We start from the raw sequence: 25,557 nt of genomic DNA, 5'->3' as shown, positions 1-25,557 counted from the left end.
ATGAGGTGTTTTTTCATTTTATTAAACACTGTCAAGCAACATATTTAATAGACCATAGACGCAATACAACTAACGATTTGCACTTATTTTTTTGGTGCGAAAGTTGAGTTACAAATATAAAAAAGCCCAAACAATTAGCCGAATCCTTCGTTGGTATCTTCGTATAATTGTTTGGGTTCATCTTAAATTAGCATATTTATATCTTCATATTTTTGCATGTCTAGTTAGCCTAGTACAAAAGCGTTTTAATTCCTATTTCTTTTAATTAAATAAAGAATTATGCAATGTATTCCGCCATTTTTCGATAAATCCTTCTTTTGGAGGATCAATGTTCATTAAATCAGGTGTATAGAACTTAAAGCGATTTTTTCCATTGTTTTTCGCATAGTACATTGCTCTATCCGCATTTTCAAGAAGTATTTCTTTCGTTTCACCGTCATTCGGATAGAGACTTATACCAACGCTAACAGAAACTTTGGCTTCCGCTTTGTTTATGGAATATGGTTGCGAACTACTTTGGATAATCCGGTCTGCAATATTTTCTAATTCATTTTTTGATGATTCTTCTACGATAACAATGAATTCATCTCCACCAATTCTGCTTATAACATCCTCTTCTCTTAAATTATCTTGGAGTCTTGAAGCTACTTCGATAAGCAATTGATCTCCTGCGTCATGCCCTAACGTATCATTCACATTTTTAAACCCGTCCAAATCGATAAACATAATGCCAAAACAATGCCCATGTCTTTTTGACCGAGCAAATGTTTTTTCAATATGGCGGTCGAGTGCTTTTCGATTTGGTAAATCAGTAAGGTCATCAAGATACGCCATTTGTTTGAGGTTCAATTCTAGCGTCTTTCTGTCTGTTATATCTATTAAATGACCATTTATTTTTGAAACAGTACCGTTTTTATCGATAATAGGAATAGCTTTTTGAACGACCCATTTTACATGGCTCTCGTCTTGAATGACCCGATATTCGACCTTACTAGGATGTCCTTTCAACACTTTATGTTCAAATTCTAAGATTTTTGTAAATTCTTCAGGGTGAACATATTGTTTATAATCAAAGGGATACTTTAGCTCATTGTTAATAGTTTTTCCGAAAATCTTTTCTAAATCCTTTGAGAAATTTATTAGTCCATTTTGAATATCAACAGAATAAATAGAGCCTTCTAGTGAATGAAGTAACCGCACATAGTCTTGAATAGTATTCGATAATTCTTTCTCTCTTTCCTCGCGCTTTTTTAGAGATTCTTTGAGGATCTGACTTTGCTTAGTTAGCTCAATTGTTCGACTCCTCATTGTCCATAGTAAAAGTAAAAACACTATAATAATTCCTATTCATATTATTTGCTTTTGTTTAAAAAACGTTAAATTTAAGACTGTCATTAAAATAGATAGGATTATTACTAATATTGTTCTATTTATATTCATATTCTCACCTTGTTTCCATATGGAATTTCTATTCTTATTTCGACCACTAATCCATATTTTACACTATTTATTTCGATTACCTTTAGGGAACACTGAAATATTTAGATTTACAGATTACTGGAGTAGCGACTAGATGCAGTATTTGCTTCTATATCACACTGGAACGGGCTCTGAGCCGCGTGTAAGCTCTTATAAATTTTTACAGTTAACATAACGATTCTGATGTCACCTTTCCACTATGCCTTCTCCTTTTTTTATTCAAAAAAAGGCTTCTTTCATTGCTTCAACACGTCCTCTGCATTCCAGTTCATATTTAGTTCATATTTGTAATTTATTATCACTTCATAAGATGAATAGAGGAGGATTTACTTTGAATCAGATGACTAATAATAAAAAGCTTATAGATAGCAGGGAATGGGCTGTGGAAGCCAATGGGCTCGTAAAGGTATTTGGTGATAACCGTGCTGTTGATGGAGTGGATTTACAGGTTCGCACAGGTTCTATTTATGGTGTGCTTGGTCCTAATGGTGCGGGAAAAACAACTACAATTCGAATGCTCGCAACGTTGCTAAAGGCAGATGCAGGTTCTGCAAAGATCTTTGGCTACGATATAGGAAAGGAGCCACAGCAAGTTCGCCAATTGATTGGTGTAACAGGTCAGTATGCTTCTGTTGATGAGTCACTAAGCGCGACAGAAAATTTAATTATTTTTTCTCGTCTATTAGGTTTAGGACGTGCAGAATCAAAGCGTAAAGCGATGGAATTACTAGAAGAGTTTGGCCTAACGGAGGCAGCCAAACGTCCATTGAAAAATTTCTCAGGTGGAATGCGAAGACGACTTGATTTAGCTGCGAGTCTTATTGCACAACCCCCGCTTATCTTTTTAGACGAACCAACTACTGGACTCGATCCACGAACACGCAATCAAATGTGGGAGACAATCCGGAAATTAGTAAAGGGAGGATCAACCGTATTACTGACCACACAATACTTGCAAGAGGCAGATGAACTTGCTGATCGAGTTGCGGTCATTGACCATGGTAAAGTGGTTGCAGAAGGAACTGTTAATAATCTGAAGGAATCTATTGGTACATCGTCCTTACATTTAAGTATTCAAGATGAGCAATATATGCAGGAGGCTCGCTTAATCGTGGAGCGTGTGCTTAAGGTCCAATCAGCTGTATCAGCAGAAGGCGGAAAAATTACATCCCCTATGGCAGATGCTGATAAAGTAACAGATTTACTTATTACGTTAAAAGAGGCTGGTATTTCATTAGCTGAGCTTAGCGTACAAAAACCAACATTAGATGAGGTTTTTCTTACTATCACTGGTTCAAAAGAAAATACTGCAAATAAAGCTAGTAAATTGGAGGAATTAGCATGAGTAATACTACAATGAAACCAATTCGTGAAAGAAAGCTTCGGGGAAACTCAAGTTTTCGTCAGGCGGTTAGAAATTCATTAACAATGGCCTACAGAGGTTTACTTAAGATAAAGCGTACGCCTGAGCAGTTATTTGATGTAACTTTACAGCCGATTCTTTTTACACTTATGTTTACGTATATTTTTGGAGGGGCGATTTCTGGCAATGTACAAAACTATTTGCCGGTCATTATTCCCGGTATTCTCGTTCAAACGGTTATTACAACATCTGTTGTGACAGGAGTTCAGCTGAGGGAGGACATGGATAAAGGGGTATTCGATCGATTTAAGTCTCTGCCGATTGCCAGAATTGCGCCTTTGGCGGGAGCATTGCTTGCTGATACGATTCGTTATACGATTGCCACAACCCTTACGTTTACAATGGGATATATAATGGGATATCGACCAGAAGCTGGTATCGGTTTTGTTATCTTAGCAGGACTTCTTGTGATTGTTTGTTCATGGGCAATTAGCTGGATTTTTGCTTTCTTAGGCGTTATTTCGCGAACGGCTTCTAGTGTACAAGGAATTTCCATGATTGTGTTATTTCCGTTGACGTTTCTTTCCAATGCCTTTGTTCCAGCTGATACCATTCCTCATTTTCTTCAATTGTTTGTAAAGATTAATCCAATCTCTCACTTGGTTACAGCAGTAAGGGATTTAACGAACACAGGGACAATTGGCTGGGATTTCACCATCTCCATTATTGGAGCGGCGGTAATAGTAGCTATCTTTGCTCCAATGACTGTACGTGCTTATATGCGTCGTGCATGAGTTTTAGATAAAATAATAGAATAATTAAAGAAGAACGGTCAATAATTTGGCGGTTCTCCTTATTTCTTTAAAAGGAATGATAATATGGCAAAAATACTGATAGTAGATGATGACCCACATATTAGAGAATTAATTCATGTTATTTTAACAAAGGAAGGCTTGTCTAGTGTAGAAGCAGGAGATGGAGAAATGGGTCTGTCTTTACTCGAACAGGATAAAATTGATTTAATTATACTTGATATTATGATGCCGAATATGGATGGATGGACATTTTGCCGGGAAGTACGGACTTATTATACAGATACATTGCCAATCTTAATGCTGACTGCAAAAGGAGAGACTACGCAAAAAGTGAAGGGTTTTGACCTTGGAGCAGACGATTATTTAGTAAAGCCCTTTGCTCCAGCTGAGTTAGTTGCAAGAGTAAAAGCTTTACTTAAACGCTATCAAATCTCCCTTTCGAATCGTTTGGAAATTGGCAATGTCATGATCGATCGGGACTCGTATAAAGTGTCGATTGGCAAGGAGGAGATTACCCTGCCATTAAAGGAATTTGAATTATTATTTAAACTTGCAACCCATCAAAAGAAAACTTTTTCAAGGGAACAATTAATTGAAGATATTTGGGGCTTTGATTATGAAGGGGATGAACGAACAGTTGATGTTCATATAAATCGATTGCGCCAGCGGTTCCCTGAAGAGGAATGTCCCTTTAAGATAACGACAATTCGTGGTCTTGGTTATCGTTTGGAGGTAAGACAGTGAAGAGAAAGGTAGCAAAATTCATAAAACGAACAGCTGGTTTCCTTGCAATCATTCTGTTTTTACTATTATGCTGGTCACTAGCCTATGGGCTAACAGCATGGTTTTATGATGTAATCCAAATAACGCCCCGAGATTTCATTAGGCAATTAATGAATTCTTTAGTGGGATTTTTCTTTTTTGGCTGCTTAATATCGATTATCACAAAAATCCCATGGGTAAGATCAAAACAAGACAAACACTTGTATCCAATCATTCAGGCAATAAAGATGATAGCTGAAGGAAATTTTAATATTGATCTTTCTTATTATAAAAATCAGTTCCGTGAAGGAGACAATGATCATCCTTATTATCAAATCGTAACAAATATAAGTCACATGGCAGAAAAATTAGGGGAAATGGAAGAGCTGCGTCAGGAATTTATCTCCAATGTATCCCATGAAATCCAGTCACCCTTAACTTCTATAAGTGGTTTTGCCCATGCCTTGAAAAATGATGATTTAAGTTCAGTAGAACGCAAACACTATTTAAGCATTATTGAAATGGAAAGCATCCGTTTGTCTAAATTAAGTGAAAGTCTATTAAAGCTTACTTCTTTAGAAGCGGAACATTTGCCTTTGGATCTAAAAGAATACCGTTTAGATTATCAACTCCGCCGGATTATTCTTGCCAATGAGCCCCAATGGTCAGAAAAAGAAATTAATATGGATATCGTTCTACCAGATGCAACGATTACTGCAGATGAGGAAATGCTTGATCAAGTATGGATTAATTTACTTCATAATAGTATAAAATTCACGCCAGAAGGAGGTACTATAACAGTTGAGGCATTTAAATCGGAGAATGGGATTATTACTGTTAAAATAAGAGATACAGGAATCGGAATGGACCAAGATGCACTCATGCATATATTTGAGCGTTTTTATAAAGCAGATAAATCAAGAAATCGGAACATGGGGGGAAATGGTCTCGGTCTTTCCATTGTAAAAAAAATCATTGATTTACATGAAGGAGAAATCCAGGTACAAAGTGAGATGGGAAAAGGAACAGAAATAACCGTGAAAATTGGGAAGCGGAGGTAAGGTTCTAATGAGGTAGATTAACCCGACCTCTGCTTCTATTTTCCAAATAAGGAGCGATTAAGATGGTAAATAAAGTTTTCTTAAATGACTTTGCATTATCTGTTTCCAATTATAAAGAGGAAAAGGTAAAAAGTACCGATTCTGAGAAGCTGTTAACAAGGCTAAGCTTTGAATTTAAAGTAAGAGGAGGGGAAGAATACCACGTAGTTACGAAGTTTTTATACGAAAATGTATTTGATGTAAATATCCCTAATGAGCAAGTGAAATTTAGAGGGAAGATCAACAAGTATTCCACTTCCTATACCAATTTCTCCGATGAAAACAGCATTAGTGATTTCTTTTTGGAATTAGTGGAAGTGGAATAAATTCAGAAGGGAATTAGCAAAACAGATCATCTTTATCGGATTTAGAGATCTGTTTTTTCTTATATATACACGGAAAGGGAGGTTCTCTATATGAAATTAAGTATTTTAGATCAAGCACCTGTTTTATCTGGGAAAACCTCTCAAGATGCACTTATAGAATCAATGAAGCTTGCCCAATGTGGAGAAAAACTAGGATATACAAGATATTGGATTGCGGAACATCATGATTTTCCCGGCCTTGCTAGTTCTGCTCCAGAAGTAATGCTTGGGTATATTGGTGCCAATACAGAAAAGATAAGAATTGGTGCTGGAGCCATATTATTACCACACTATAAACCGTATAAAGTAGCGGAAACATTTAATATGCTAGCGACATTATTTCCAAATCGAATCGATCTAGGAATAGGGAGAGCGCCAGGAGGATCTGCCGAAGCTTCGATTGCTCTCTCTGGGAATTTTTTAGAAAATGTTCGGAATATGCCTAACTCCATTAAAGAGCTTCTACATTTTTTATATAATAACTACCCAGCAGATCAGATGTTCTCCAAAATAACAGCACACCCTTTTCCTGATGTGGCTCCTGTTCCATGGATTCTCGGAACGAGTGAAAAAAGTGCTATACAAGCGGCAGAGCATGGGACAGCCTATGCATTTGGACATTTTATGAGCGATAGAGATGGAATCGAGATTGTGAATACATATAGAAGCTCATTTAGACAAAATGGTGGCATTCAGGAACCTCAAGTGATTGTAACGATATCGATTATTTGCGCGGAAACAACAGAACAGGCTGAAGAGCTGGCTTTAAGCTGGTTCCTATCGAAAATCCAAACGGATAAAGGGAAAAAAAATAAAGGCATTCCCACTATAGAAGAAGCAAAAAATTATTCTTTTACGAGTGAGGAACAAGAAAGAATGAAAGAAATGCGTCAAAAGATGATTATTGGAAATCCAAAAGAGGTTAAAAAGGAATTGGTTGAGCTGCAATCAGCGTACAATGCAGACGAAATGATGATTGTGACTATTACGAATAGCTATGAAAGTAGAAAGAAGTCTTATGAGCTTATTGCAAAGGAAATATGGTAATATTTTTTAAAACGTAAGGAAAGAAGGTCATTCAAATGAAATTGAGTGTACTGGATCAATCTGTTATTAGTAAGAATTTAAATGCAGGGTTTGCACTTCAAAATACAATTAAATTGGCAAAACGAACAGAGGAGCTTGGCTACACTCGTTTTTGGGTTGCTGAACATCATAACTCCAATGGAATTGCTGGGACTTCCCCAGAGGTTCTTATCTCGACTATTGCCGCACAGACAAATAAGATACGTGTAGGCTCTGGTGGCGTTTTGCTTCCACAATATAGTCCTTTTAAAATTGCGGAAGACTTTAAGGTGTTAGAAGCATTGTATCCGAACAGAATGGATTTAGGGATTGGACGTTCACCAGGTGGATCTGCGCCTACTCGGCTAGCTTTAACAGATGGAATGAGAAAAAGCTTAAATGAATTCCCGCGTCAGGTTACGGCACTTCAAGAATATATAGCCAATACGCAATCTAATCAAGAGGTCCAAGCGTATCCATCCATTGAAACTCGACCAGAAATTTGGATGCTAGGTGTCTCGCAGCGGGGAGCTAGATTAGCCGCAGAAAAGGGAGCTGCTTTTACTTATGGGCACTTTATAAATCCAATCAGTGGCAGCATTGCGATGAAACATTATCGGGAGAACTTCCAGCCGTCTAGCATTCTTAGAAACCCACAAGCAAATGTATGTGTATTTGTTGTTTGTGCACCAACACAGGAAGAAGCAGAAGAAATGGCAGTTAGCCAAGATCTTTGGCTGCTAGCAATTGAAAAAGGCGAAGACACTTTTATTCTTTCAAAAGAAGAGGCAAAAGGGATTCAGCTATCAGAAGAAGACCAAGCAATTATAAGAAAAAATCGAAAACGAGCGATAATTGGGACGCCCAAAAAGGTAAAAGACGAGATTTTGCATTTAAGTGAAGTCTATCAAACAGAGGAATTTATGATAATCACCAATATTTATGACTTTGAGGACAAAATGCAGTCATATACCTTATTAGCAGAGGCCATTCTTTAAATTTGGCTGTTTGATACGAAAGCAGTCTTAAACTTTGAATGTAAACACTTATTAAATTTAGCTATAATAATGTAAAAGGGGGTGCTTACAGTTGGAGAATCACATACGATTGTCTGATACTACTTCCACTCATGCAAAGCCTATTATTAGAAAGGCGATACTTTGCATGGGGCGAAACAAGTAATTTTTATCGCTAACTAATATTTTGGCTTTGCACCTTATTTTAGAAAAAAATAAAAATAAGGGAGCGGGCAAAATTGAAGTATACAAATGCAACGAATGTTTTACCTGAAAAGCTTGTTGTAGAAATTCAAAAATATGTTCAAGGTGAGACCTTGTATATTCCGAAACAAGAAAATGCGTATAAGAAGTGGGGAACTTCAAGTGGTGGAAGAAAAATGCTAGATGGCCGAAACAATGCAATAAAAGCAGCTTTTGCTAATGGAAGCACTATTCAGGCATTGGCAATAGAATATCATCTCTCCACGGAAACAATTAAGAAAATCGTGTACTCACATAAAAAGAAAGACTAGCACTGGTGACCTCTCATCAGTGTTTTTTATGTAAAAATTGTTTCTCAATCATCTTTTCCATTTTAGAAAGGGAGTGAGTTTTACTAAAATAGAAAGACAGGACACAACAAAATAATAGGAGAGAATGCAATGACAGAACCATTTATCAAAAATGAACAACTGAATTTTATTAAAAAACAGATCGCCATTATTAAGGATAGTATGAATAAAAGCTTACCTAAAACAGTGTTAGTTGCCGTAATAGAATTAGCTCATGCGAAAGTTTTAGAACTTTTTCCTCAAGCATCAAGTGAACAGCAAGCGTTATTGGATATTTCCAAATGGAAAACAAAGAATGAATACGATCAATACATCGAGGGACTTACTGCATATGTATTGCCATTTCCGAAACTGACGGAACAACAACTAAAAAAATTATTTCCAAAGCAAAAGAAATTAAAATTACCTGATTTAACAACAATCGATCACCATAAACTAACCTATTTAAGCTGGACGGATGGAAAGTCTAATAGAAAATTTATTATTTATGATTTAGAAGGACAATTAGTAGGAATGGAGGGGAAAATGACAGCAACTAATAAAAAAAATATTTGCTCTTTCTGCAATAGCTTTGGAGAAGTTGCTTATTTTTCAACGATTACCAAAGACAAAAAACCAAAAAATGCAGATTATTACAAGGCTATTGGAAATTTTATTTGTACAGATAGCAGCGAATGCAATAGGAATATAGACAATACCGCATATTTGCAAGAATTTTTTCAGACCGCAGAAGGACGGCGCTACTGAGGACATCATCAGTAGAACTGTCCTTTTGCTTGTATTTTAATTACCTGTGCTAAGATTATCAATCCTCTTTCTAATTCATCCAATGTAGCATATGAATAGGATATGCGCAGATGCTGATCATCTGTTTTATCATAAATGATTCCTGGATTGATAAGAATTCCTTCACGAAGTGCTAAGTCAAATAGCTTTCGTGTAGAGATGCTTGGCTTTAGTTTTAGCCATATATAGAACCCGCCTTTAGGAGAGAGCCATGTTGCAATATCTGAAAAATATTTCTTTAATAATCCCATTGTAAAATCTCTTCTATACCTGAGCTCAGCTTTTACTTCCTTTAGAAAATCCTCATATAAGCCATGATGCAGCCAGCTTTCTACAACAGACTGAGATAAGGTGCTGGAACCATAATCTGTCTGCATTTTTATATCGGCTAAATGCTCTATGACTGGTTCTGGTCCTACAATCCAACCAATTCTCAGTCCAGGACTTAAGGATTTGGAGATACTGCCAATGTAAAGAACATTTCCTTGCGTATCGATTGCTTTTAAAGGCCTAGGCGGAGGGCTGTCCAGCCATAAATCTCCGTACACATCATCTTCAATAATAGGAATCGATTCTTTTTGGCAAACTGCTATTAAGTCAGCTCGCCTCTTTTCAGACATTAATGTACCTGTTGGATTGTGAAAATTAGGGATGGTATATAGTAATGCTGATTTTTGCTGGGTCTTACTCTTAATTCGTCCAATAGCATCGTACGCTAACCCTTCTTCATCAAGAGGAAGTCCTATTAAGTTCATTCCCGCAGATTGAAATACATGAATAGAATTTAAATAGGAGGGGGCTTCGTGAAAGATAGTAGACCCTCTTTTTAATAGCCCAATAGAAAGTAATTGCAATGCTTGAAGTCCTCCTGAAACGATTAAAATGGATTCAGAGGAAGTTATAATTCCTTTCGTCTTCAAATAGGCACTTACTGTTTGGCGTAAAGCTAAGCTTCCCTTCGGTTCTGTATATCCAAGAGAGAGATTTAATTTTCCGCTAGATTGAAAGGTTTGTTCCATGCGTTCTTTAGGTAGCAATTCTGGAGAAAGCTCACCTGTTCCCAACCTAATAATACTTGGATTTGCTTCTGCTTGATTAATTTCTTGGATGATAGAAATGTTTGGTTGATGTATGCCTGATTTTACATAACTAATCCAATCTGGCGGAGGAGTAGATGCAAGCAAGCTCCACGTATTATTTATTACCTTTGTTCCGCTCCCCACCTTTGCTTCAATTAACCCATCAGCAGCTAGTTCCTCTAGGGCTGTTATAATGGTGCTTCGGTTAACTTGGAATTGCTTGGCTAAATTCCGTTGAGAGGGGAGCTTCATACCAATTGTCCATTCTCCATGCGTTATTTTCTTTTTCATAAAGGAAGTTATTTGCTGGTGTAAAGAAACGGTTGAGCTTTTTTGTGGTTTCCATTCAATTTCTGCCATGAGTATACTCCTATCTTTATTTTCTCTTATTTTATCAAAATGGTTGGGTTAATGACCATCCAATTGGATGGAGACAGAACGCCTCTTCTTCGCTATTCTGTAGGAAGAAGAGGGGGAATAAGGATGGAAGCATTATTACATGGAATGATATTGGCATTTGGGTTAATACTACCTTTAGGCGTTCAAAATATATTTTTGTTTAATCAAGGAGCAACACATAAAAAATTCACATATGCGTTACCGGCAATCATAACAGCTAGTATCTGTGACAGTTTACTAATCTATTTAGCTGTTGCTGGTGTCTCTGTGGTGGTATTTACCTTTGCATGGGTAAAAGCATTTTTGTTTTTTATTGGATTCTTTTTCTTAGTATATATGGGATGGGCTATGTGGAAGAGTGCTGCGGAAGTGGGAATTAAACAAGAAAAAATACGGTTTTCTCCACGTCGACAAATTACGTTCGCCGCCTCCGTTTCTTTATTAAATCCACATGCAATTCTGGATACGATTGGAGTCATCGGTACAAGCTCTCTTGCTTATAGTGGTGAAGAAAAAATTATTTTTGCGGTTGCTTGCATGAGTGTTTCATGGATATGGTTTTGTTTTTTAGTTTTGCTAGGTCGAAAGCTTGGGCAAATTGATACCCATGGGATCGTTTTAAAGCGCATGAATCAGCTATCTGCCATAATCATTTGGGGAATGGCACTTTATTTGGGAACAAATCTGTTAACCTTGTAGAGGACCATGGCCACGTCTGTTAATCTATTTGGGCATCCAAAATGACAACCTACCAATATTTCGCTATAATGAAAAGGTTGTAATTACCCTTCAAATGATAAAGGGGGTTTTTTTAGATGATTCAATTGCATAATGTCAGTAAAAGTTATGCGAATTACCAGGTCATTAAGTCTATTAGTTTAGCGATACATAAAGGAGAAATCTTTGGGATAATTGGTGCGAGTGGTGCTGGTAAATCGACATTACTTCGTCTAATGAATTTATTAGAGGTTCCAGATACAGGAGAAATAGAAGTGGATGGGCGAAATCTGACTAGCTTGAGCTATAAAGATCTTCGTAAAGCTCGTCAATCTATTGGAATGATTTTTCAGCATTTCAATCTTGTTGCTAATAAGACGGTTTATGAAAATGTTTTAGTGTCTTTAGAACTTGCACGTTTTCCGAGGAGAGAACGAAGAAGTCGCGTTATAGAGTGTCTTCAATTTGTTGGATTAGAAAGCTTAATGGAGAAGTATCCTGCCCAGTTAAGTGGTGGTCAAAAGCAGCGTGTAGCCATTGCAAGAGCCATTGCCAATAATCCGCAAGTTTTGTTATGTGATGAACCAACCTCTTCACTTGACCCGAAAACGACAGCTGAAATTTTACGTGTATTAGAGGATGTAAATAAACGGCTAGGCGTAACGATTGTAATCGTCAGCCATGAGATGGAAGTAATTAAAAGTATATGCAATCGAGTGACGGTCATTGAAGACGGTGAAATTTATGATACAGTGGCAATTGAACCAAAAGGAATACAGCAAATCAATAATACTTCAAAACGCTTGGTAGAGCAGCTGAAAAAGGATGGTGAGCTAGACCATGCCTGAGATATTGATTCAATATAGAATGGAAATTTGGCAATCAATTGGACAAACCTTTGTAATGGTTGGTATATCTATTTTAGCAGCCATTATAATAGGTCTTCCAGTTGGTACCTTGCTTTTCTTAACTAGAAAGGGCAAAATGTTGGAGAATCCTTTTGTTTTTTCTACGCTGAATTTAATAGTAAATATTATTCGCTCGTTTCCATTTTTATTATTGGTTGTCTTCCTTATTCCGTTTACAAGAATAATTATTGGAACAGCCATTGGAACAGCTGCTGCAACTGTTCCATTATCCATCATAGCAATCGCTCATTATTCTCGTTTAGTGGAGCAATCCCTTTTGGAAGTACCAAAGGGTGTTATAGAGGCAGCCATTTCGATGGGGGCATCTGTAAAGGAAGCCATCTTTAAATTTCTTTATGTAGAAGCTCGTTCAGGACTTGTATTAGGATTAACAACATCGATTATTAGCTTTATTTCTTATTCGACAATTATGGGAGTTGTCGGGGGCGGAGGTATTGGGGATTTTGCCATTCGCTATGGATATCAGCAGTTTAAAACAGACTTAATGATTTATATGATTATTATAATGGTTGTTTTTGTACAGCTTATACAATTTACTGGTACAGCAGTAGCAAAAGTGATTGATAAAAGGTAATGACAGGAGAAAAAAATGAAAAAAATATTATTTTTAATGATGATAGGTATATTCGTGTTGGCAGCTTGTGGGAAAGAAAATGAGTCAGATAAAAAGGATGCACAGAATACAGAAAAAGAAGAAGTAACATTAAAAGTTGCTTCCTTAATTCCTCCAATGACTGAAATTCTTGAACTTGTAAAGCCAACATTAGCAGAAGAAGGTATCAACCTTGATATGGTTGTATTGAGTGATAACGTGCAACCAAATACTGCTCTTGCAGCTGGAGAAGTAGATGCAAACTTTTTTCAACATGTTCCATATATGGAGGAATTTAACCGTAGTAATGATGCAGAGCTAGTTCCTGTTAAAGAAATCTATTTTGCAAACTATGGTGTGTATTCAAAGGAATATGATTCCATGGATAAAGTACCAGATGGAGCGGTAGTTGCGATTGCAAATGATGTATCCAATATTGACCGTTCCTTAGCATTGCTGGCTCAACATGATGTAATTACATTAAAAGAGAAAACGGGATCTTATTATACAAAAGCAGATATTGTAGAAAATCCGAAAAATTTAAAGTTTGAAGAAGTAGATTTATTAATGCTTGCTAGAATGTATGATGACGCTGATTTAGTTGTAATGACACCAGCTTATGCATCACCGCTTGGCTTAACACCAAAAAGCGATGCATTGCTAACTGAAGGTGTAGAGAATGACTTTGCGATTACGTTAGTAGCTCGTAAGGATAATGCGGATTGGGAACCAATTCAAAAGCTAGCAGAAGCTATGACGAGCCCAGAGGTTCGTAAATTCTTAGAAGAAAATTATGCTGAAACAGCGATCCCTGCCTTTTAAATGCAAGGTTCTTGGAAGCATATTTTATTGATAAATAGCATATCAATGCCTTATCCCAGTTTTTCTTAGGGTAAGGCTTCTTTTGTTTGGACAATTCTTGTTCATTTCTGACTTTTAAAAAAGGAATAACTATCGTATAATAAAAGGAAACTATTTAAAATTTTTTGAAAATAAATGAGGCTTTAACCAGGTAAATGCTTGAGACAGAAAAAATGTATCAGTTTAATCGCGCCAAAAAGGGAACGCTTACATTTTTCTGAAAATCTAAAAGTATAAGGAAGGTTAAAATGAGCAGACAAGAAACGAAAACAGACGTTATTTTAATTGGTGCCGGGATTATGAGTGCAACGTTAGGGATGCTTTTAAAAGAATTAGACCCTAATCTGCAAATTACAGTGTTTGAAAAATTAGCAAGTGCAGGAGAGGAAAGCTCCAATGAATGGAATAATGCGGGAACGGGGCATGCAGCACTATGTGAGCTAAACTACACAGTGGAAAAACCAGATGGCTCAGTAGACATTAAGAAGGCGTTAGAAATCAACGAACAGTTTCAAGTTTCCTTGCAATTTTGGTCTTATCTTGTAAACAATCAAGTACTACATAATCCAGAAGACTTTATTATGCCATTGCCACATATGAGTCTAGTATTAGGGGAAAAGAATGTGGATTTTTTACAAAAGCGTTTTGAGGCAATGGTGAGAAATCCGCTGTTTGAAGGAATGGAATTTTCAAAGGATCCGGAAAAACTGAAAGAGTGGATCCCTCTAATAATGCAAAACCGTGATTATAAGGAGCCGATAGCAGCAACTAAGATGGATTCAGGCACAGATGTGAATTTTGGCGCTTTAACGCGACTGTTGTTTGCCAATTTAGCAAAAAAAGATGTTGGAATTCACTACAAGCATAGTGTGAATGATTTAAAACGAACAGCAGATGGCCATTGGGAAGTGAAGGTGCAAAATCTAGATAGTGGCATCACTGAAACTCATTCTGCCAAGTTCGTCTTTGTCGGCGGCGGTGGAGGTAGTCTACATTTACTGCAGAAATCTGGCATTCCTGAAGGGAAGCATATGGGCGGATTCCCGGTAAGTGGAATATTTTTAGTGTGCAACAATCCAGATATTGTTGCCAAGCATCATGCAAAAGTATATGGGAAAGCAAAAGTTGGGGCTCCACCAATGTCTGTTCCTCATCTGGATACCCGTTTTATCGACAATAAAAAATCTTTACTATTTGGTCCATTTGCAGGGTTCTCGCCCAAATTTTTAAAAACAGGCTCGATGTTTGACTTAATTTCATCCGTCAAACCAGATAACTTGTTTACCATGTTGGCAGCAGGTGCCAAAAATATGTCTTTAACAAGCTATTTAATTCAGCAGCTCATGTTATCCAAAGAGAAGCGCATAGAAGAGTTACGGGAATTTATTCCGAATGCTAAAGCAGATGATTGGGATCTTATTGTAGCAGGTCAACGTGTGCAGGTAATCAAAGATACAGAGGCTGGGGGCAAAGGAACACTTCAATTTGGTACAGAGGTTGTGACTGCTGCTGATGGTTCGATAGCAGCATTGCTTGGAGCTTCACCTGGAGCTTCTACTGCTGTTCATGTCATGCTTGAAGTTATTCGAAAATGTTTTCCAGAGCAAATACCAGAATGGGAATCAAAATTAAAAGAAATGATTCCATCATATGGAATACCATTAAAGGAAAACCCTAAGCTTCTGCATGAAGTTCATACATTAACTGCACAGACACTTCGTTTAAGTGAGAAAAAACCAATTTATAACTAATAGTTGATTGGAAAGAGAAGCTAGTAATATGGGAGAAAAAAATTTTTTTAAGCACATCCTTTAAAGTCACTATCATTTATTGCTCGGTTGATAATGAAAGAATCCTCTGTTTTACTAATTGTTTGAACTAAATATCATATACAAAAGGACTTTCATCTTAGATGGGAGTTCTTTTTTTTTCTGTCTAATAGGTAAATAGACTTCTGGAGCTTATATGTAACAAATCATCTGTGGACATTTCCTAGTTATACTAAACGAAAATGCATGTAATTTTTACGATATGATTGACAACGCTTTCAAAAAGAGTTAACGTAGTTAATATGACGAACAAACTAACTGATTAAAAAGGACCGCGAAGGAGGAAATTAAGATGAAGATTATCAACCCAGTACTGAAAGGATTCAATCCGGACCCTAGCATTTGCAGAGTTGGTGAAGACTATTATATTGCAGTATCTACTTTCGAATGGTTTCCGGGAGTACAAATTCATCATTCTAAAGATTTAGTTAATTGGGAATTAGTTGCACACCCATTACAAAGAGTATCCCAATTAGATATGAAAGGAAATCCTAACTCTGGTGGTGTGTGGGCACCTTGCTTGAGTTATAGTGACGGAAAGTTTTGGCTTATTTACACAGATGTAAAAGTAATAGATGGTGCTTGGAAGGATTGTCATAACTATTTGGTTACTTCTGAAACGGTTGATGGTGATTGGGGAGAGCCAGTAAAATTAAATAGTTCTGGATTTGATGCCTCCTTGTTCCATGATACGGATGGAAAGAAGTATTTGTTAAATATGCTTTGGGACCAACGAATAGATCGTCATCCATTTGGTGGAATTGTGATGCAGGAATATTGCACAGAGCAGAAAAAGTTAATCAATAAACCTCAAAATATCTTTAAAGGTACGGATATTAAATTGACAGAAGCACCGCATCTTTATCATATTGGCGAATATTATTATTTGTTAACTGCAGAAGGTGGAACGGAGTATGAGCATGCAGCAACGATTGCGCGTTCCAAAAACATAGAGGGTCCGTATGAGGTTCATCCAAATAATCCAATTTTAACATCTTGGCACGACCCTAGAAATCCATTGCAAAAATGTGGACATGCGTCTATTATCCAAACACATACAGATGAATGGTATTTAGCCCATTTAACGGGTCGCCCTATTCATCCAGATGATGCGTCAATTATTCAACAAAGAGGATACTGTCCTTTAGGCAGAGAAACAGCTATTCAAAAGCTTGAATGGAGAGATGCCTGGCCATATGTTGTAGGTGGAAAAGAAGGAAGCTTGGAGGTAGAAGCACCAAAGATTCCTGAAACCAAGTTTCCTTCCACCTATCCAGTATTGGATGAATTTACTCAAGATAAGCTAAATATAAATTTTCAAACATTACGTATTCCATTTACAGAACAATTAGGTTCCTTAACGGAAAGACCTAATCATTTACGCTTATTTGGTCAGGAATCATTAACATCCACTTTTACACAGTCTTTTGTAGCTAGACGCTGGCAAAGTCTTCAATTTGAAGCAGAAACAGCAGTAGCTTTTACACCGGAAAATATACAACAGGCTGCCGGATTAGTAAATTACTACAACACAGAAAATTGGACAGCATTACAAATAACATACGATGAAAATCTTGGTCGCATCCTTGATTTAACGGTTTGTGATAACTTCTCGTTCTCCCAGCCACTAAAGGAGAAAATTATTGTCCCAAGTGAAGCGGAATATGTATATTTAAGCGTAACTGTCGAGAATGAAATCTACTACTATTCGTATTCCTTTAATAAAGAAGAGTGGCATAAAATAGATATTAATTTTGAATCTAAGAAATTATCGGACGATTATATTCGCGGAGGAGGCTTCTTCACAGGAGCATTTGTAGGAATGCAATGTCAAGATACAAGCGGCCAAAACATATCAGCAGACTTTAAGTATTTCCGTTATGAAGAAAAAGAGTAAAGCTGCAAGTCTGAGACAAATCAAAATATATAACGGGAAAAGGTGAAAAATCTTTCAAATAGCTATTTAATTTCACTAATTTTCTTTCTTGAAATTTATAAAACTCGAACAATTATACGGAATTTTATGAGCATTTCCGTATAAATTGTTTGGTTTTTTTTATTTGGTTGGAATACCTATGGCCCAGCTTTTTAAATTCTTCTTGAAAGCTCCCTTTTTAGCATGTCGGAAATTTAGACACAAGGATGAATGAAAGTGCTAACATTTAATTTCCTCCTTTAGACGGAAAAACAATATGTTAAGTTGTAAGAGTTTTCATTGTAAGATAAAAGTGTAGTAAATATTAAATAATTCCATTAACAATAAATCATGTTGGAGGTCATTAAAATGAAAAGAATTCTATTAGCTTGTTCATCAGGTATGTCTACAAGTTTACTAGTATCAAAAATGAAAGATGCTGCAAAAGAGAAAGGAATTGAAGCAGAAATTTGGGCTGTTGCTCAAGATAAAGCGCAAACAGATATGGAACGTGCAGATGTACTTTTAATTGGTCCACAAATGCGCTTTTTGAAAAAGAAGCTTGCTGTTGCGGCTGAAACAGTTGGTATTCCATTAGATGTTATTGATCCGGTTGCTTATGGACGTATCGACGGATTAGCAGTATTAAATAAAGCATTAGAATTAATCGAAAATAATAAGTAATCATTTATTTTAAAAATGAAAACACTTACTAATTTAAGGAAGAGAGGATAAACCTTATGAATAAATTTATGGAGGTTTTGGAAAATATTCTGTTGCCAATTGCTGAAAAATTGAATAACAATCGTTATTTAGCAGCGTTACGTGATGGTTTTATGGTTGCCTTGCCGCTAATCATTTTTGGTTCAATTTTTGTTGTAATTGCGAACTTTCCTTTCCTAGATAAATGGATTAGTCCAGAAGCATATACAGCTTACCAAAATGCGTTAGGTCCGGCATCTGCTGCAACTTTAAGTATAATGGGGCTATTTGTAATAATGGGTATAGGATATAAATTGACCCAACATTATGGGCTTGAAGCGATTTATGGTGCAGTAGTGGGGGTAGCATCATTTCTTATCTTAAACCCACAAGAATTAGGGGAAGTAACAGGCGTTATCCCGACTGCTATTCTTGGTGCACAAGGGATGTTCTTAGGAATTTTCACTGCATTTCTTTCTGCAGAGCTATATCGCTTCTTTGTGAAGAAAAACTGGACGATAAAAATGCCTCCTGGTGTTCCAGATTCTGTATCTCGATCATTTAGTGCATTGATTCCGATTACATTAACATTGACAATCTTTTTAATCATTCGTATTCTATTTAGCTTTACACCGTTTGATACAGTACAGAACTTTATTTATACCATTATTCAAGAGCCATTAACTGCTTTAGGTAGTAGTCTGCCAGCAACAATCGTAGTTGTACTATTAATTCAATTATTCTGGTTCTTCGGTTTACATGGTCAGATTATTATGAACTCTGTCCTAGATCCAATTTGGTATGCATTGAATGATCAAAACTTCAGTGCCTTCCAAGCAGGAACAGAGCTTCCAAACGTTGTTACAAAGCAATTTATGGACACGTTCTTAGTTGGTATGGGTGGTACAGGAATGACATTAGGTGTTGTTATCCTTATCTTCTTAATCGGTAAGAGCAGACAAACAAAAGAACTTGGTAAACTAGGTGGTCCAGCAGGGATATTTAACGTAAATGAACCAATTATCTTTGGATTACCAATCATTATGAATCCATTAGTTCTTATTCCTTGGCTATTAGCGCCAGTAGTTGTAACGGTAATTACTTATCTTACAATGTCAGCTGGTATTGTTCCAAAACCTGCAGGAATCATTGTTCCGTGGACAACACCAATTGGTATTAGTGGATTTTTAGCAACAGGTAATGACTTGAGAGGTGCAGCACTTCAAATCTTTAACTTACTTGTTGTAATGGCGATTTGGTGGCCATTCCTAAAAGTATTAGATAAAAATTATTATGAAACAGAAAAACAAGGATAATAAAAGTATAAAATAGAAATTTAAATTTAAGGAAAGGGGTTTTACCTTCGTTAAGTATAAGTGTAAACCCCCTTTGGTATTCGAGAATGGAGTGACAGGGATGGAAACAGATAACAAGATGACAGAAATAGCTTTTCAAATTATTCTTTTTGCTGGAAATGGTCGTTCATGTGCGATGGAAGCAATACAAGAAGCAAAAGAGGGGAATTTTGACGAGGCGGATCGGTTAATAGAAGAGTCAAGTGCAGAACTTGGAAAAGCGCATGGTTTTCAAACGAAATTACTCCAAGAAGAGGCGAGTGGAAATGGAGCAGGTGTGAACGTAATTTTAGTTCACTCTCAAGATCATTTAATGACTGCTATTACTGTTCGCGATTTAGCTACTGAGATAATAGAAATCTATCGTAATAAATAAGTTGGGGGTTTCAAAAAATGACTGTTCAATACAAATTTCCTGAAGGTTTTTGGTGGGGAAGTGCCACATCTGCAACGCAAATTGAAGGTGCAGCAAATGAAGCAGGAAAAGGAAAAAACATTTGGGATCATTGGTATGAGGCAGAGCCAAATCGCTTTTTTGATAATGTAGGACCTGGAAATACTTCTAATTTTTATTATCAATATAAAGAAGATATTCAATTGATGAAGGAAATTGGACATAATTCGTTCCGCCTATCTATTTCGTGGTCTAGATTAATTCCAAACGGACGGGGAGAAGTTAATCCAGAAGCAGTGAGCTTTTATAATAATGTAATTGATGAGCTTCTAGCTAATGGAATTGAGCCATTCGTTACCCTGTATCATTTCGATATGCCATTAGAAATGCAGAATATCGGTGGCTGGGAGAATCGTGAAGTAGTGGATGCATACCAAGCATATGCTTTGCAAGCTTTCCAACTATTTGGTGATCGTGTGAAAAAATGGTTTACATTCAATGAGCCGATTGTTCCTGTTGAAGGTGGATACTTGTACGATTTTCACTATCCGAATATTGTCGACTTTAAAAAGGCAGCACAAGTTGCTTATCATACAGTTTTAGCACATGCAAAAGCTGTCCAAGCTTTCAGGGGTTGGAATAAAGACGAAGACACGAAAATTGGGATTGTCTTGAATTTAACTCCATCTTATCCAAGAAGCCAAAATCCGTACGACTTAAAAGCGGCAAATATTTGTGATTTATTCTTTAATAGAAGCTTCTTAGATCCTGCTGTTCTCGGCGAGTATCCAGAGGAATTGGTAGAAATACTACGTGAACATGGACAAATGCCACATGTAGAACAAGGCGACTTAGAAATAATAAAGGAAAATACAGTGGATATCCTTGGTGTTAACTATTATCAGCCACGCAGAGTAAAAGCAAAAGAGCATTTACCTAATCCATATAGTCCTTTTATGCCAGAATGGTTCTTTGATCCATATGAGATGCCAGGCAGAAAGATGAACCCTTATCGTGGCTGGGAAATTTACGAAAAAGGAATTTACGATATCATGGTGAATTTAAAGGAAAACTACGGAAATGTAGAGTCCTTTATTTCTGAAAATGGCATGGGAGTTCAAGACGAAGAGCGTTTCTTGAAAGACGGACAAATTCAAGACGACTATCGAATTGAATTCATTGAAGGCCATTTACAATGGTTGCATAAATCCTTAGAAGAAGGCTGCAATGTAAAAGGATATCATCTATGGACATTCATGGATAATTGGTCTTGGTCTAATGCCTATAAAAATCGCTATGGTTTTATTTCAGTAGACATAAAGACACAACAAAGAACGCCAAAGAAAAGTGCCCACTGGTTTAAAAATGTAGCAAAAAATAATGGGTTTTAAAGAATTTTCTTATCCATCACATAATGGACAAAAGATCTCGTCTATTGCTAATGAGAACTCGAGGGATTGGTTGGGAGTTCCATTGTTTGAATGGCGCAACTAACTAACCATCAGTTCGTGTCAGCCTAACTGATGGAAGGTTCACTTTATCATTTCTGATAAAATATTTTCAAGATATAAAGGATAGGTTCTGATCAAGGATTAAGATCAGAACCTTTTTGAGTAAGAATGTTTTTTGAATAGAATAATACCTCAAAAATTATTGAGCGACCAAGCTCCTATGAAATAACAAGGGAATAACAAGCAACTTACCTTTTTATAATAGCTGGAAGGAATTATATTTATATAGTATTAATGTAAATTTATAAAGGAAGGAGACTTTATTTTGTTAAGCTCCCGAATGAAACAAGTTTTACGTGAATTATTGGCAGCGGATACACCTGTTACAGGCGAATATTTAGCTACTGTTAATCATGTTACTGCTCGAACAACGAGAGAAGATATTAAAGATTTAGATGCGCTATTAAACAATCATGGTGCCAAAATAATCTCTGTTATATCCAAAGGCTATACATTAGAAATTTGGGATAAGCCTGTCTTCCAACAATACTTACATTCAATCTTTGTAGAAAACACTCTGTCTTATGTTAGTATTCCTAAAACACCTGAGGATAGGGTTACCTATATTATTATCCGTTTTTTATTAAATGACCATTATCTTAAATTGGATGATCTTGCAGATGAATTATTTGTAAGTAAGTCTACGATTCAACAAGATATTAAAAATGTGAAAGAGATTCTGCAAAAATATGACATTACACTTGAGGCAAGACCAAATTATGGACTTAAGGCAGTAGGGGATGAAATAAAGGTTCGTTTTTGTTTATCAGAATATGTACTTGATCGAAAAAAACAGTCAACCAATACAATTGACAGCCCGCTTCCTTCCATTTTTGACGACGAGAATATGGAAGCTATTCAAGAAATTATTTTAAGACAAATAAAGAAGTACCAAATAACCCTTTCTGATATTGCTATAAATAATTTATTCATTCACATTGTCATTGCTCGAAAACGAATTATTAGTGGTCATTATGTGGCGATATTCCATGCAGATATGGATGAGATTGAACAACAAAGGGAATATCATGTGGCAAATGAAATTGCAAAAGAAGTAGAGGAACTATATCAAATTAAGTTTCCGCAAGCAGAAATAGCCTATATTGCCATGCACTTACTTGGAACAAAGCTAGTTACCCAGAAAAAAGGTCATATTGATCATGTGATTGAGGATGATATTCTTCAGCTAGTTGATTTTGTCTTGGCAAAGATGGAAGAAAAACTCGATTTAGGGATTTCGAAGGATGAAGAGCTTATCTTTGGCATGAGCATGCATTTGAAGCCAGCTGTTAATCGAATCAAGTATGGCATGAATATTAGAAATCCGATGTTGCAAGAGATTAAGAACAATTATCCACTTGCTTATGAGGCGGGAATTATTGCAGGACTGGCAATTAAAGAGTATACAGAAATTGAAATGGATGAGAATGAGATTGGCTATTTAGCTTTGCATATCGGTGCGGCAATGGAAAGAAAAAAATTACATTCAGGTCCAAAGCGCTGTCTTGTAGTTTGTGCTTCTGGCTTAGGAACAGCACAGTTAATTTATTACCGATTAAAATCTTATTTTGGAAGCAACTTAGAAGTGATTGGGACAACCGAATATTATATGCTTGATCAATATAATTTAAATGAGATTGATTTTATTGTAAGCTCCATTCCAATCAAGGAAAGCTTTGCTGTACCTGTGATAGAGGTAAATGCGATTCTAAAGGAAAGTGATTTAAAAGCAATTGAAAAATTTATTTTAACGCATAGTAATCATCAGCCAATGGAATCATTTTTCCTTCAAGATCTTGTCTTCTTTAAGCAAGCATTTCATACAAAAGAGGAAGTATTAGCCTTTTTACATGGACAATTAATGGAGCAAGGTTTTGTGGGTAAAGCCTTTTTAGAAGCAGTATATGAACGGGAAAAAGTGGCCCCAACCTCTTATGGGAATTTGGTTGCAATCCCACATCCAATTACTCCGCAGACAGAAAAAACATTTTTATGTGTTTGCACGTTAGAAAAGCCCATTGACTGGAATAACAATCCGGTGCAAATTGTCTTCTTGCTATGTGTGAAAAGAAATAGTCAGGAAGACTTGCAAGAAATGTATGATGTCCTTGGGAAATTTATCGAGGATCATTCGGGCGTTCATAAAATATTAAAAGCAAGCTCTTATGAGGAATTTTTACGAATAATGAAAGAAGCATAAATAAGAGGAAGTATGCACTTAAAAAATAGTTTAAAAAAAGTGGGAATCTACCTTTTCGGTAATATTCCCACTTTTTAAATAGCTTTTTTCTTATTCTGCTACGTCAGCCCACTTATACTCATAAGTTGCTCCAAATGGATTTACGAATACGTTTTGAACTTTTGGTGAAATTAGTTGTGCTCTAGATGCTTGGTAAACAGGTGCAATTGGTGCATCTTCAAATAATAATTTCTCTGCTTTTAGGAAATTTTCATAACGAGCAACATTATCTGTTGCATATTTTGTTGCAGTATCGCTAACTAACTGATCATATTCTTTATTGGAATATCCAGTTTTATTGTTTCCTCCGTCTGTAATCCACAGGTTCATGAATGTATATGGATCAAGGAAGTCTGGACCCCATCTAGAAAGTTGAAGCTCATATTGCATATTAGTATCTAAGTCAAGTCGTTGCTCTTTTGGAACTTGTTTGATGTTAACTGTTAGTCCTTCTAAGTTTGTTGATAGCTGATTAGCAACATATTGGATTAATGTTTTTGTTGTCGCATCATCATCTGCTAAAAACTCAAGCTCTACTTTATCAGTACCTAACTCTTTTAAACCTTTTGCCCAGTATTCTTTAGCTGCTTCTAAATCATAGGATACAAGATCACCGCTAACTTCACGGAAGTCTTCTCCAGTTTCTGGCATTGGAGTGAAGTCTGTTGGAACAAGTCCATCCGCTACGATAGAACCGTTATTTAAGATTTCGTTAACTAAAGCCTCTTTGTCAAATGCGCGGCTAATAGCTAGACGAATATTTTGGTTTGCTAAAGCCTCAGATGTTGTTTGGTTAAATTTAAGGAAGTAGACAAATGTATCTGCTGAAACCACATAATTCTCATCTGTTGAATATTGGTCAACTAAATCAGATGTAAGATCCATACGGTCAACAGATCCCTTTTCATATAAGTTAAGTGCTGTTTGTGGATCTTTTACTACTTCAAATGTTAATTTATCCATTTGAACTGTGCTTGCATCCCAATAATTATCGTTCTTTGCAAGTACCCATGAATTACTTGTGCTATCCCAATCGGACATTGTGTAAGGTCCGTTTGCTAATAGGCTTTCAGAACTTGTTGCAAAGCTATCCCCTTTTTCCTCCACAAACTTTTGATTAAGTGGTAAGAATGTGCCGAATGTAGTTAATGTTTCAAAATAAGGAGTTGGGTTTTCTAATTCTACAACAAGTGTATAATCTCCATCAGCCTTTACTCCTAGTTGGTCAACAGCAAGTTCACCACTGCTGATAGCAGAAGCATTTTTGATTACGCCATTCATCATATATGGACCATATTCTGATCCAGTATCAGGATTGACAGCACGTTGCCATGCGTAAACAAAGTCATTTGCTGTAACTGGCTCTCCATTTGACCACTTAGCATCTTCTCTTAATGTAAAAGTCCAAGTTAAACCATCTTCACTAACGGAATGCTTTGTAGCAATACCAGGTGATGGTTGTGTATCTTTATCTAAGCGGTAAAGACCTTCCATAGTAGCTCCTAAATAGATAAATGAAGATTCATCTGTAGCTAAGGATGGATCCATTGATGGAATAGCCTCAGGATTTAAAAAGTTAAGGACCTTTTCGCCGGAATTTTTTTCATTGTCGTCTGCATCTGTAGAAACGTTGGTATTATCACCAGAGCATGCTGCTAATACACTTAGCACAAATGCGAAAGTGAGAAGTAATAACCAATTTTTTCGCTTCATGAAGTATTCCCCCTATT

Annotated in this window: 23 protein-coding genes; 20 read left to right on the top strand and 3 right to left on the bottom strand. The window is 36.4% G+C overall.

The features are described 5' to 3' along the window. Positions 1-261: 261 nt before the first annotated feature. Complete coding sequence (locus ACTQ5K_RS11925) at positions 262-1,332, bottom strand: diguanylate cyclase domain-containing protein (protein WP_441993956.1); 1,071 nt, start codon at positions 1,330-1,332, stop codon at positions 262-264. Between the two features lie 487 nt (positions 1,333-1,819). Between ACTQ5K_RS11925 and ACTQ5K_RS11920 the strand changes: the two genes are divergently transcribed. The 9 genes from ACTQ5K_RS11920 to ACTQ5K_RS11880 all read left to right on the top strand — a co-directional run bounded on the left by ACTQ5K_RS11920 (position 1,820) and on the right by ACTQ5K_RS11880 (position 9,266). Beyond that, a complete protein-coding gene (locus ACTQ5K_RS11920; protein WP_109768086.1) occupies positions 1,820-2,824 on the top strand; it encodes an ATP-binding cassette domain-containing protein in 1,005 nt (334 codons plus the stop codon). Further along, a complete protein-coding gene (locus ACTQ5K_RS11915; protein WP_251630118.1) occupies positions 2,821-3,636 on the top strand; it encodes an ABC transporter permease in 816 nt (271 codons plus the stop codon). The genes ACTQ5K_RS11920 and ACTQ5K_RS11915 overlap by 4 nt, the downstream gene beginning before the upstream one ends. Positions 3,637-3,720: 84 nt before the next feature. Next, entirely contained in the window at positions 3,721-4,401 is a 681-nt protein-coding gene (locus ACTQ5K_RS11910; RefSeq protein ID WP_031535487.1) for a response regulator transcription factor, read from the top strand. Further along, the gene (locus ACTQ5K_RS11905; protein ID WP_051640906.1) at positions 4,398-5,480 is read left to right on the top strand and encodes a sensor histidine kinase; all 1,083 of its coding nucleotides are present in this window, start codon (positions 4,398-4,400) and stop codon (positions 5,478-5,480) included. Before ACTQ5K_RS11910 ends, ACTQ5K_RS11905 begins: the two co-directional genes overlap by 4 nt. Before the next feature lie 62 nt (positions 5,481-5,542). Then, a complete protein-coding gene (locus ACTQ5K_RS11900; RefSeq protein ID WP_441993955.1) occupies positions 5,543-5,845 on the top strand; it encodes a DUF3219 family protein in 303 nt (100 codons plus the stop codon). Between the two features lie 90 nt (positions 5,846-5,935). After that, positions 5,936-6,931, top strand: a complete 996-nt coding sequence (locus ACTQ5K_RS11895) for an LLM class flavin-dependent oxidoreductase (protein WP_048718620.1) — start codon at positions 5,936-5,938, stop codon at positions 6,929-6,931. A 35-nt stretch (positions 6,932-6,966) separates the two neighbouring features. Further along, a complete protein-coding gene (locus tag ACTQ5K_RS11890) occupies positions 6,967-7,947 on the top strand; it encodes an LLM class flavin-dependent oxidoreductase (RefSeq protein ID WP_109768075.1) in 981 nt (326 codons plus the stop codon). Positions 7,948-8,204: 257 nt separating this feature from the next. Beyond that, on the top strand, positions 8,205-8,480 hold the full coding sequence (locus ACTQ5K_RS11885; protein WP_031535475.1) for a CD3324 family protein: 276 nt from the start codon (positions 8,205-8,207) through the stop codon (positions 8,478-8,480). Between the two features lie 129 nt (positions 8,481-8,609). Continuing rightward, positions 8,610-9,266, top strand: coding sequence for a FusB/FusC family EF-G-binding protein (locus tag ACTQ5K_RS11880; RefSeq protein WP_031535473.1), 657 nt, complete (start codon positions 8,610-8,612; stop codon positions 9,264-9,266). Between the two features lie 8 nt (positions 9,267-9,274). On the opposite strand, the gene ACTQ5K_RS11875 is transcribed toward ACTQ5K_RS11880, so the two are convergent. Next, entirely contained in the window at positions 9,275-10,744 is a 1,470-nt protein-coding gene (locus tag ACTQ5K_RS11875) for an aminotransferase-like domain-containing protein (protein ID WP_109768074.1), read from the bottom strand. A gap of 123 nt (positions 10,745-10,867) precedes the next feature. Between ACTQ5K_RS11875 and ACTQ5K_RS11870 the strand changes: the two genes are divergently transcribed. The 11 genes from ACTQ5K_RS11870 to ACTQ5K_RS11820 all read left to right on the top strand — a co-directional run bounded on the left by ACTQ5K_RS11870 (position 10,868) and on the right by ACTQ5K_RS11820 (position 23,788). After that, the gene (locus tag ACTQ5K_RS11870) at positions 10,868-11,482 is read left to right on the top strand and encodes a LysE/ArgO family amino acid transporter (protein ID WP_048718628.1); all 615 of its coding nucleotides are present in this window, start codon (positions 10,868-10,870) and stop codon (positions 11,480-11,482) included. Positions 11,483-11,598: 116 nt separating this feature from the next. Continuing rightward, entirely contained in the window at positions 11,599-12,348 is a 750-nt protein-coding gene (locus ACTQ5K_RS11865) for an ATP-binding cassette domain-containing protein (protein WP_109768073.1), read from the top strand. Continuing rightward, on the top strand, positions 12,341-13,003 hold the full coding sequence (locus tag ACTQ5K_RS11860) for a methionine ABC transporter permease (RefSeq protein ID WP_031535464.1): 663 nt from the start codon (positions 12,341-12,343) through the stop codon (positions 13,001-13,003). The genes ACTQ5K_RS11865 and ACTQ5K_RS11860 overlap by 8 nt, the downstream gene beginning before the upstream one ends. Positions 13,004-13,018: 15 nt before the next feature. Then, entirely contained in the window at positions 13,019-13,843 is an 825-nt protein-coding gene (locus ACTQ5K_RS11855) for a MetQ/NlpA family ABC transporter substrate-binding protein (RefSeq protein ID WP_109768072.1), read from the top strand. A gap of 287 nt (positions 13,844-14,130) precedes the next feature. Beyond that, positions 14,131-15,633, top strand: coding sequence for a malate:quinone oxidoreductase (locus ACTQ5K_RS11850; RefSeq protein ID WP_441993954.1), 1,503 nt, complete (start codon positions 14,131-14,133; stop codon positions 15,631-15,633). A 370-nt stretch (positions 15,634-16,003) separates the two neighbouring features. Further along, positions 16,004-17,608: a xylan 1,4-beta-xylosidase gene (xynB, locus tag ACTQ5K_RS11845; protein WP_031535458.1), complete on the top strand. Its 1,605-nt coding sequence runs from the start codon at positions 16,004-16,006 to the stop codon at positions 17,606-17,608. 387 nt (positions 17,609-17,995) lie between these two features. Further along, complete coding sequence (locus ACTQ5K_RS11840; RefSeq protein ID WP_031535456.1) at positions 17,996-18,310, top strand: PTS sugar transporter subunit IIB; 315 nt, start codon at positions 17,996-17,998, stop codon at positions 18,308-18,310. Between the two features lie 56 nt (positions 18,311-18,366). After that, positions 18,367-19,644, top strand: coding sequence for a PTS cellobiose transporter subunit IIC (gene celB, locus ACTQ5K_RS11835; RefSeq protein WP_031535455.1), 1,278 nt, complete (start codon positions 18,367-18,369; stop codon positions 19,642-19,644). A gap of 100 nt (positions 19,645-19,744) precedes the next feature. Further along, complete coding sequence (locus ACTQ5K_RS11830) at positions 19,745-20,059, top strand: PTS lactose/cellobiose transporter subunit IIA (protein ID WP_035416035.1); 315 nt, start codon at positions 19,745-19,747, stop codon at positions 20,057-20,059. A gap of 17 nt (positions 20,060-20,076) precedes the next feature. Further along, positions 20,077-21,468, top strand: coding sequence for a glycoside hydrolase family 1 protein (locus tag ACTQ5K_RS11825; RefSeq protein WP_048718634.1), 1,392 nt, complete (start codon positions 20,077-20,079; stop codon positions 21,466-21,468). Positions 21,469-21,853: 385 nt separating this feature from the next. Continuing rightward, the gene (locus tag ACTQ5K_RS11820) at positions 21,854-23,788 is read left to right on the top strand and encodes a BglG family transcription antiterminator (RefSeq protein WP_031535449.1); all 1,935 of its coding nucleotides are present in this window, start codon (positions 21,854-21,856) and stop codon (positions 23,786-23,788) included. 90 nt (positions 23,789-23,878) lie between these two features. Here ACTQ5K_RS11820 and ACTQ5K_RS11815 read toward each other — a convergent pair whose 3' ends face one another. After that, positions 23,879-25,540: a peptide ABC transporter substrate-binding protein gene (locus tag ACTQ5K_RS11815; protein WP_031535446.1), complete on the bottom strand. Its 1,662-nt coding sequence runs from the start codon at positions 25,538-25,540 to the stop codon at positions 23,879-23,881. Between the last annotated feature and the right edge of the window lie 17 nt (positions 25,541-25,557).

Origin of the sequence: Niallia sp. Sow4_A1, from assembly GCF_052116745.1 — a bacterium.
Taxonomy (GTDB): Bacteria; Bacillota; Bacilli; order Bacillales; family Cytobacillaceae; genus Niallia; species Niallia hominis.
The sequence above is the reverse complement of the archived record's forward strand: the minus strand, read 5'-3'. Positions and strand labels throughout refer to the sequence as shown.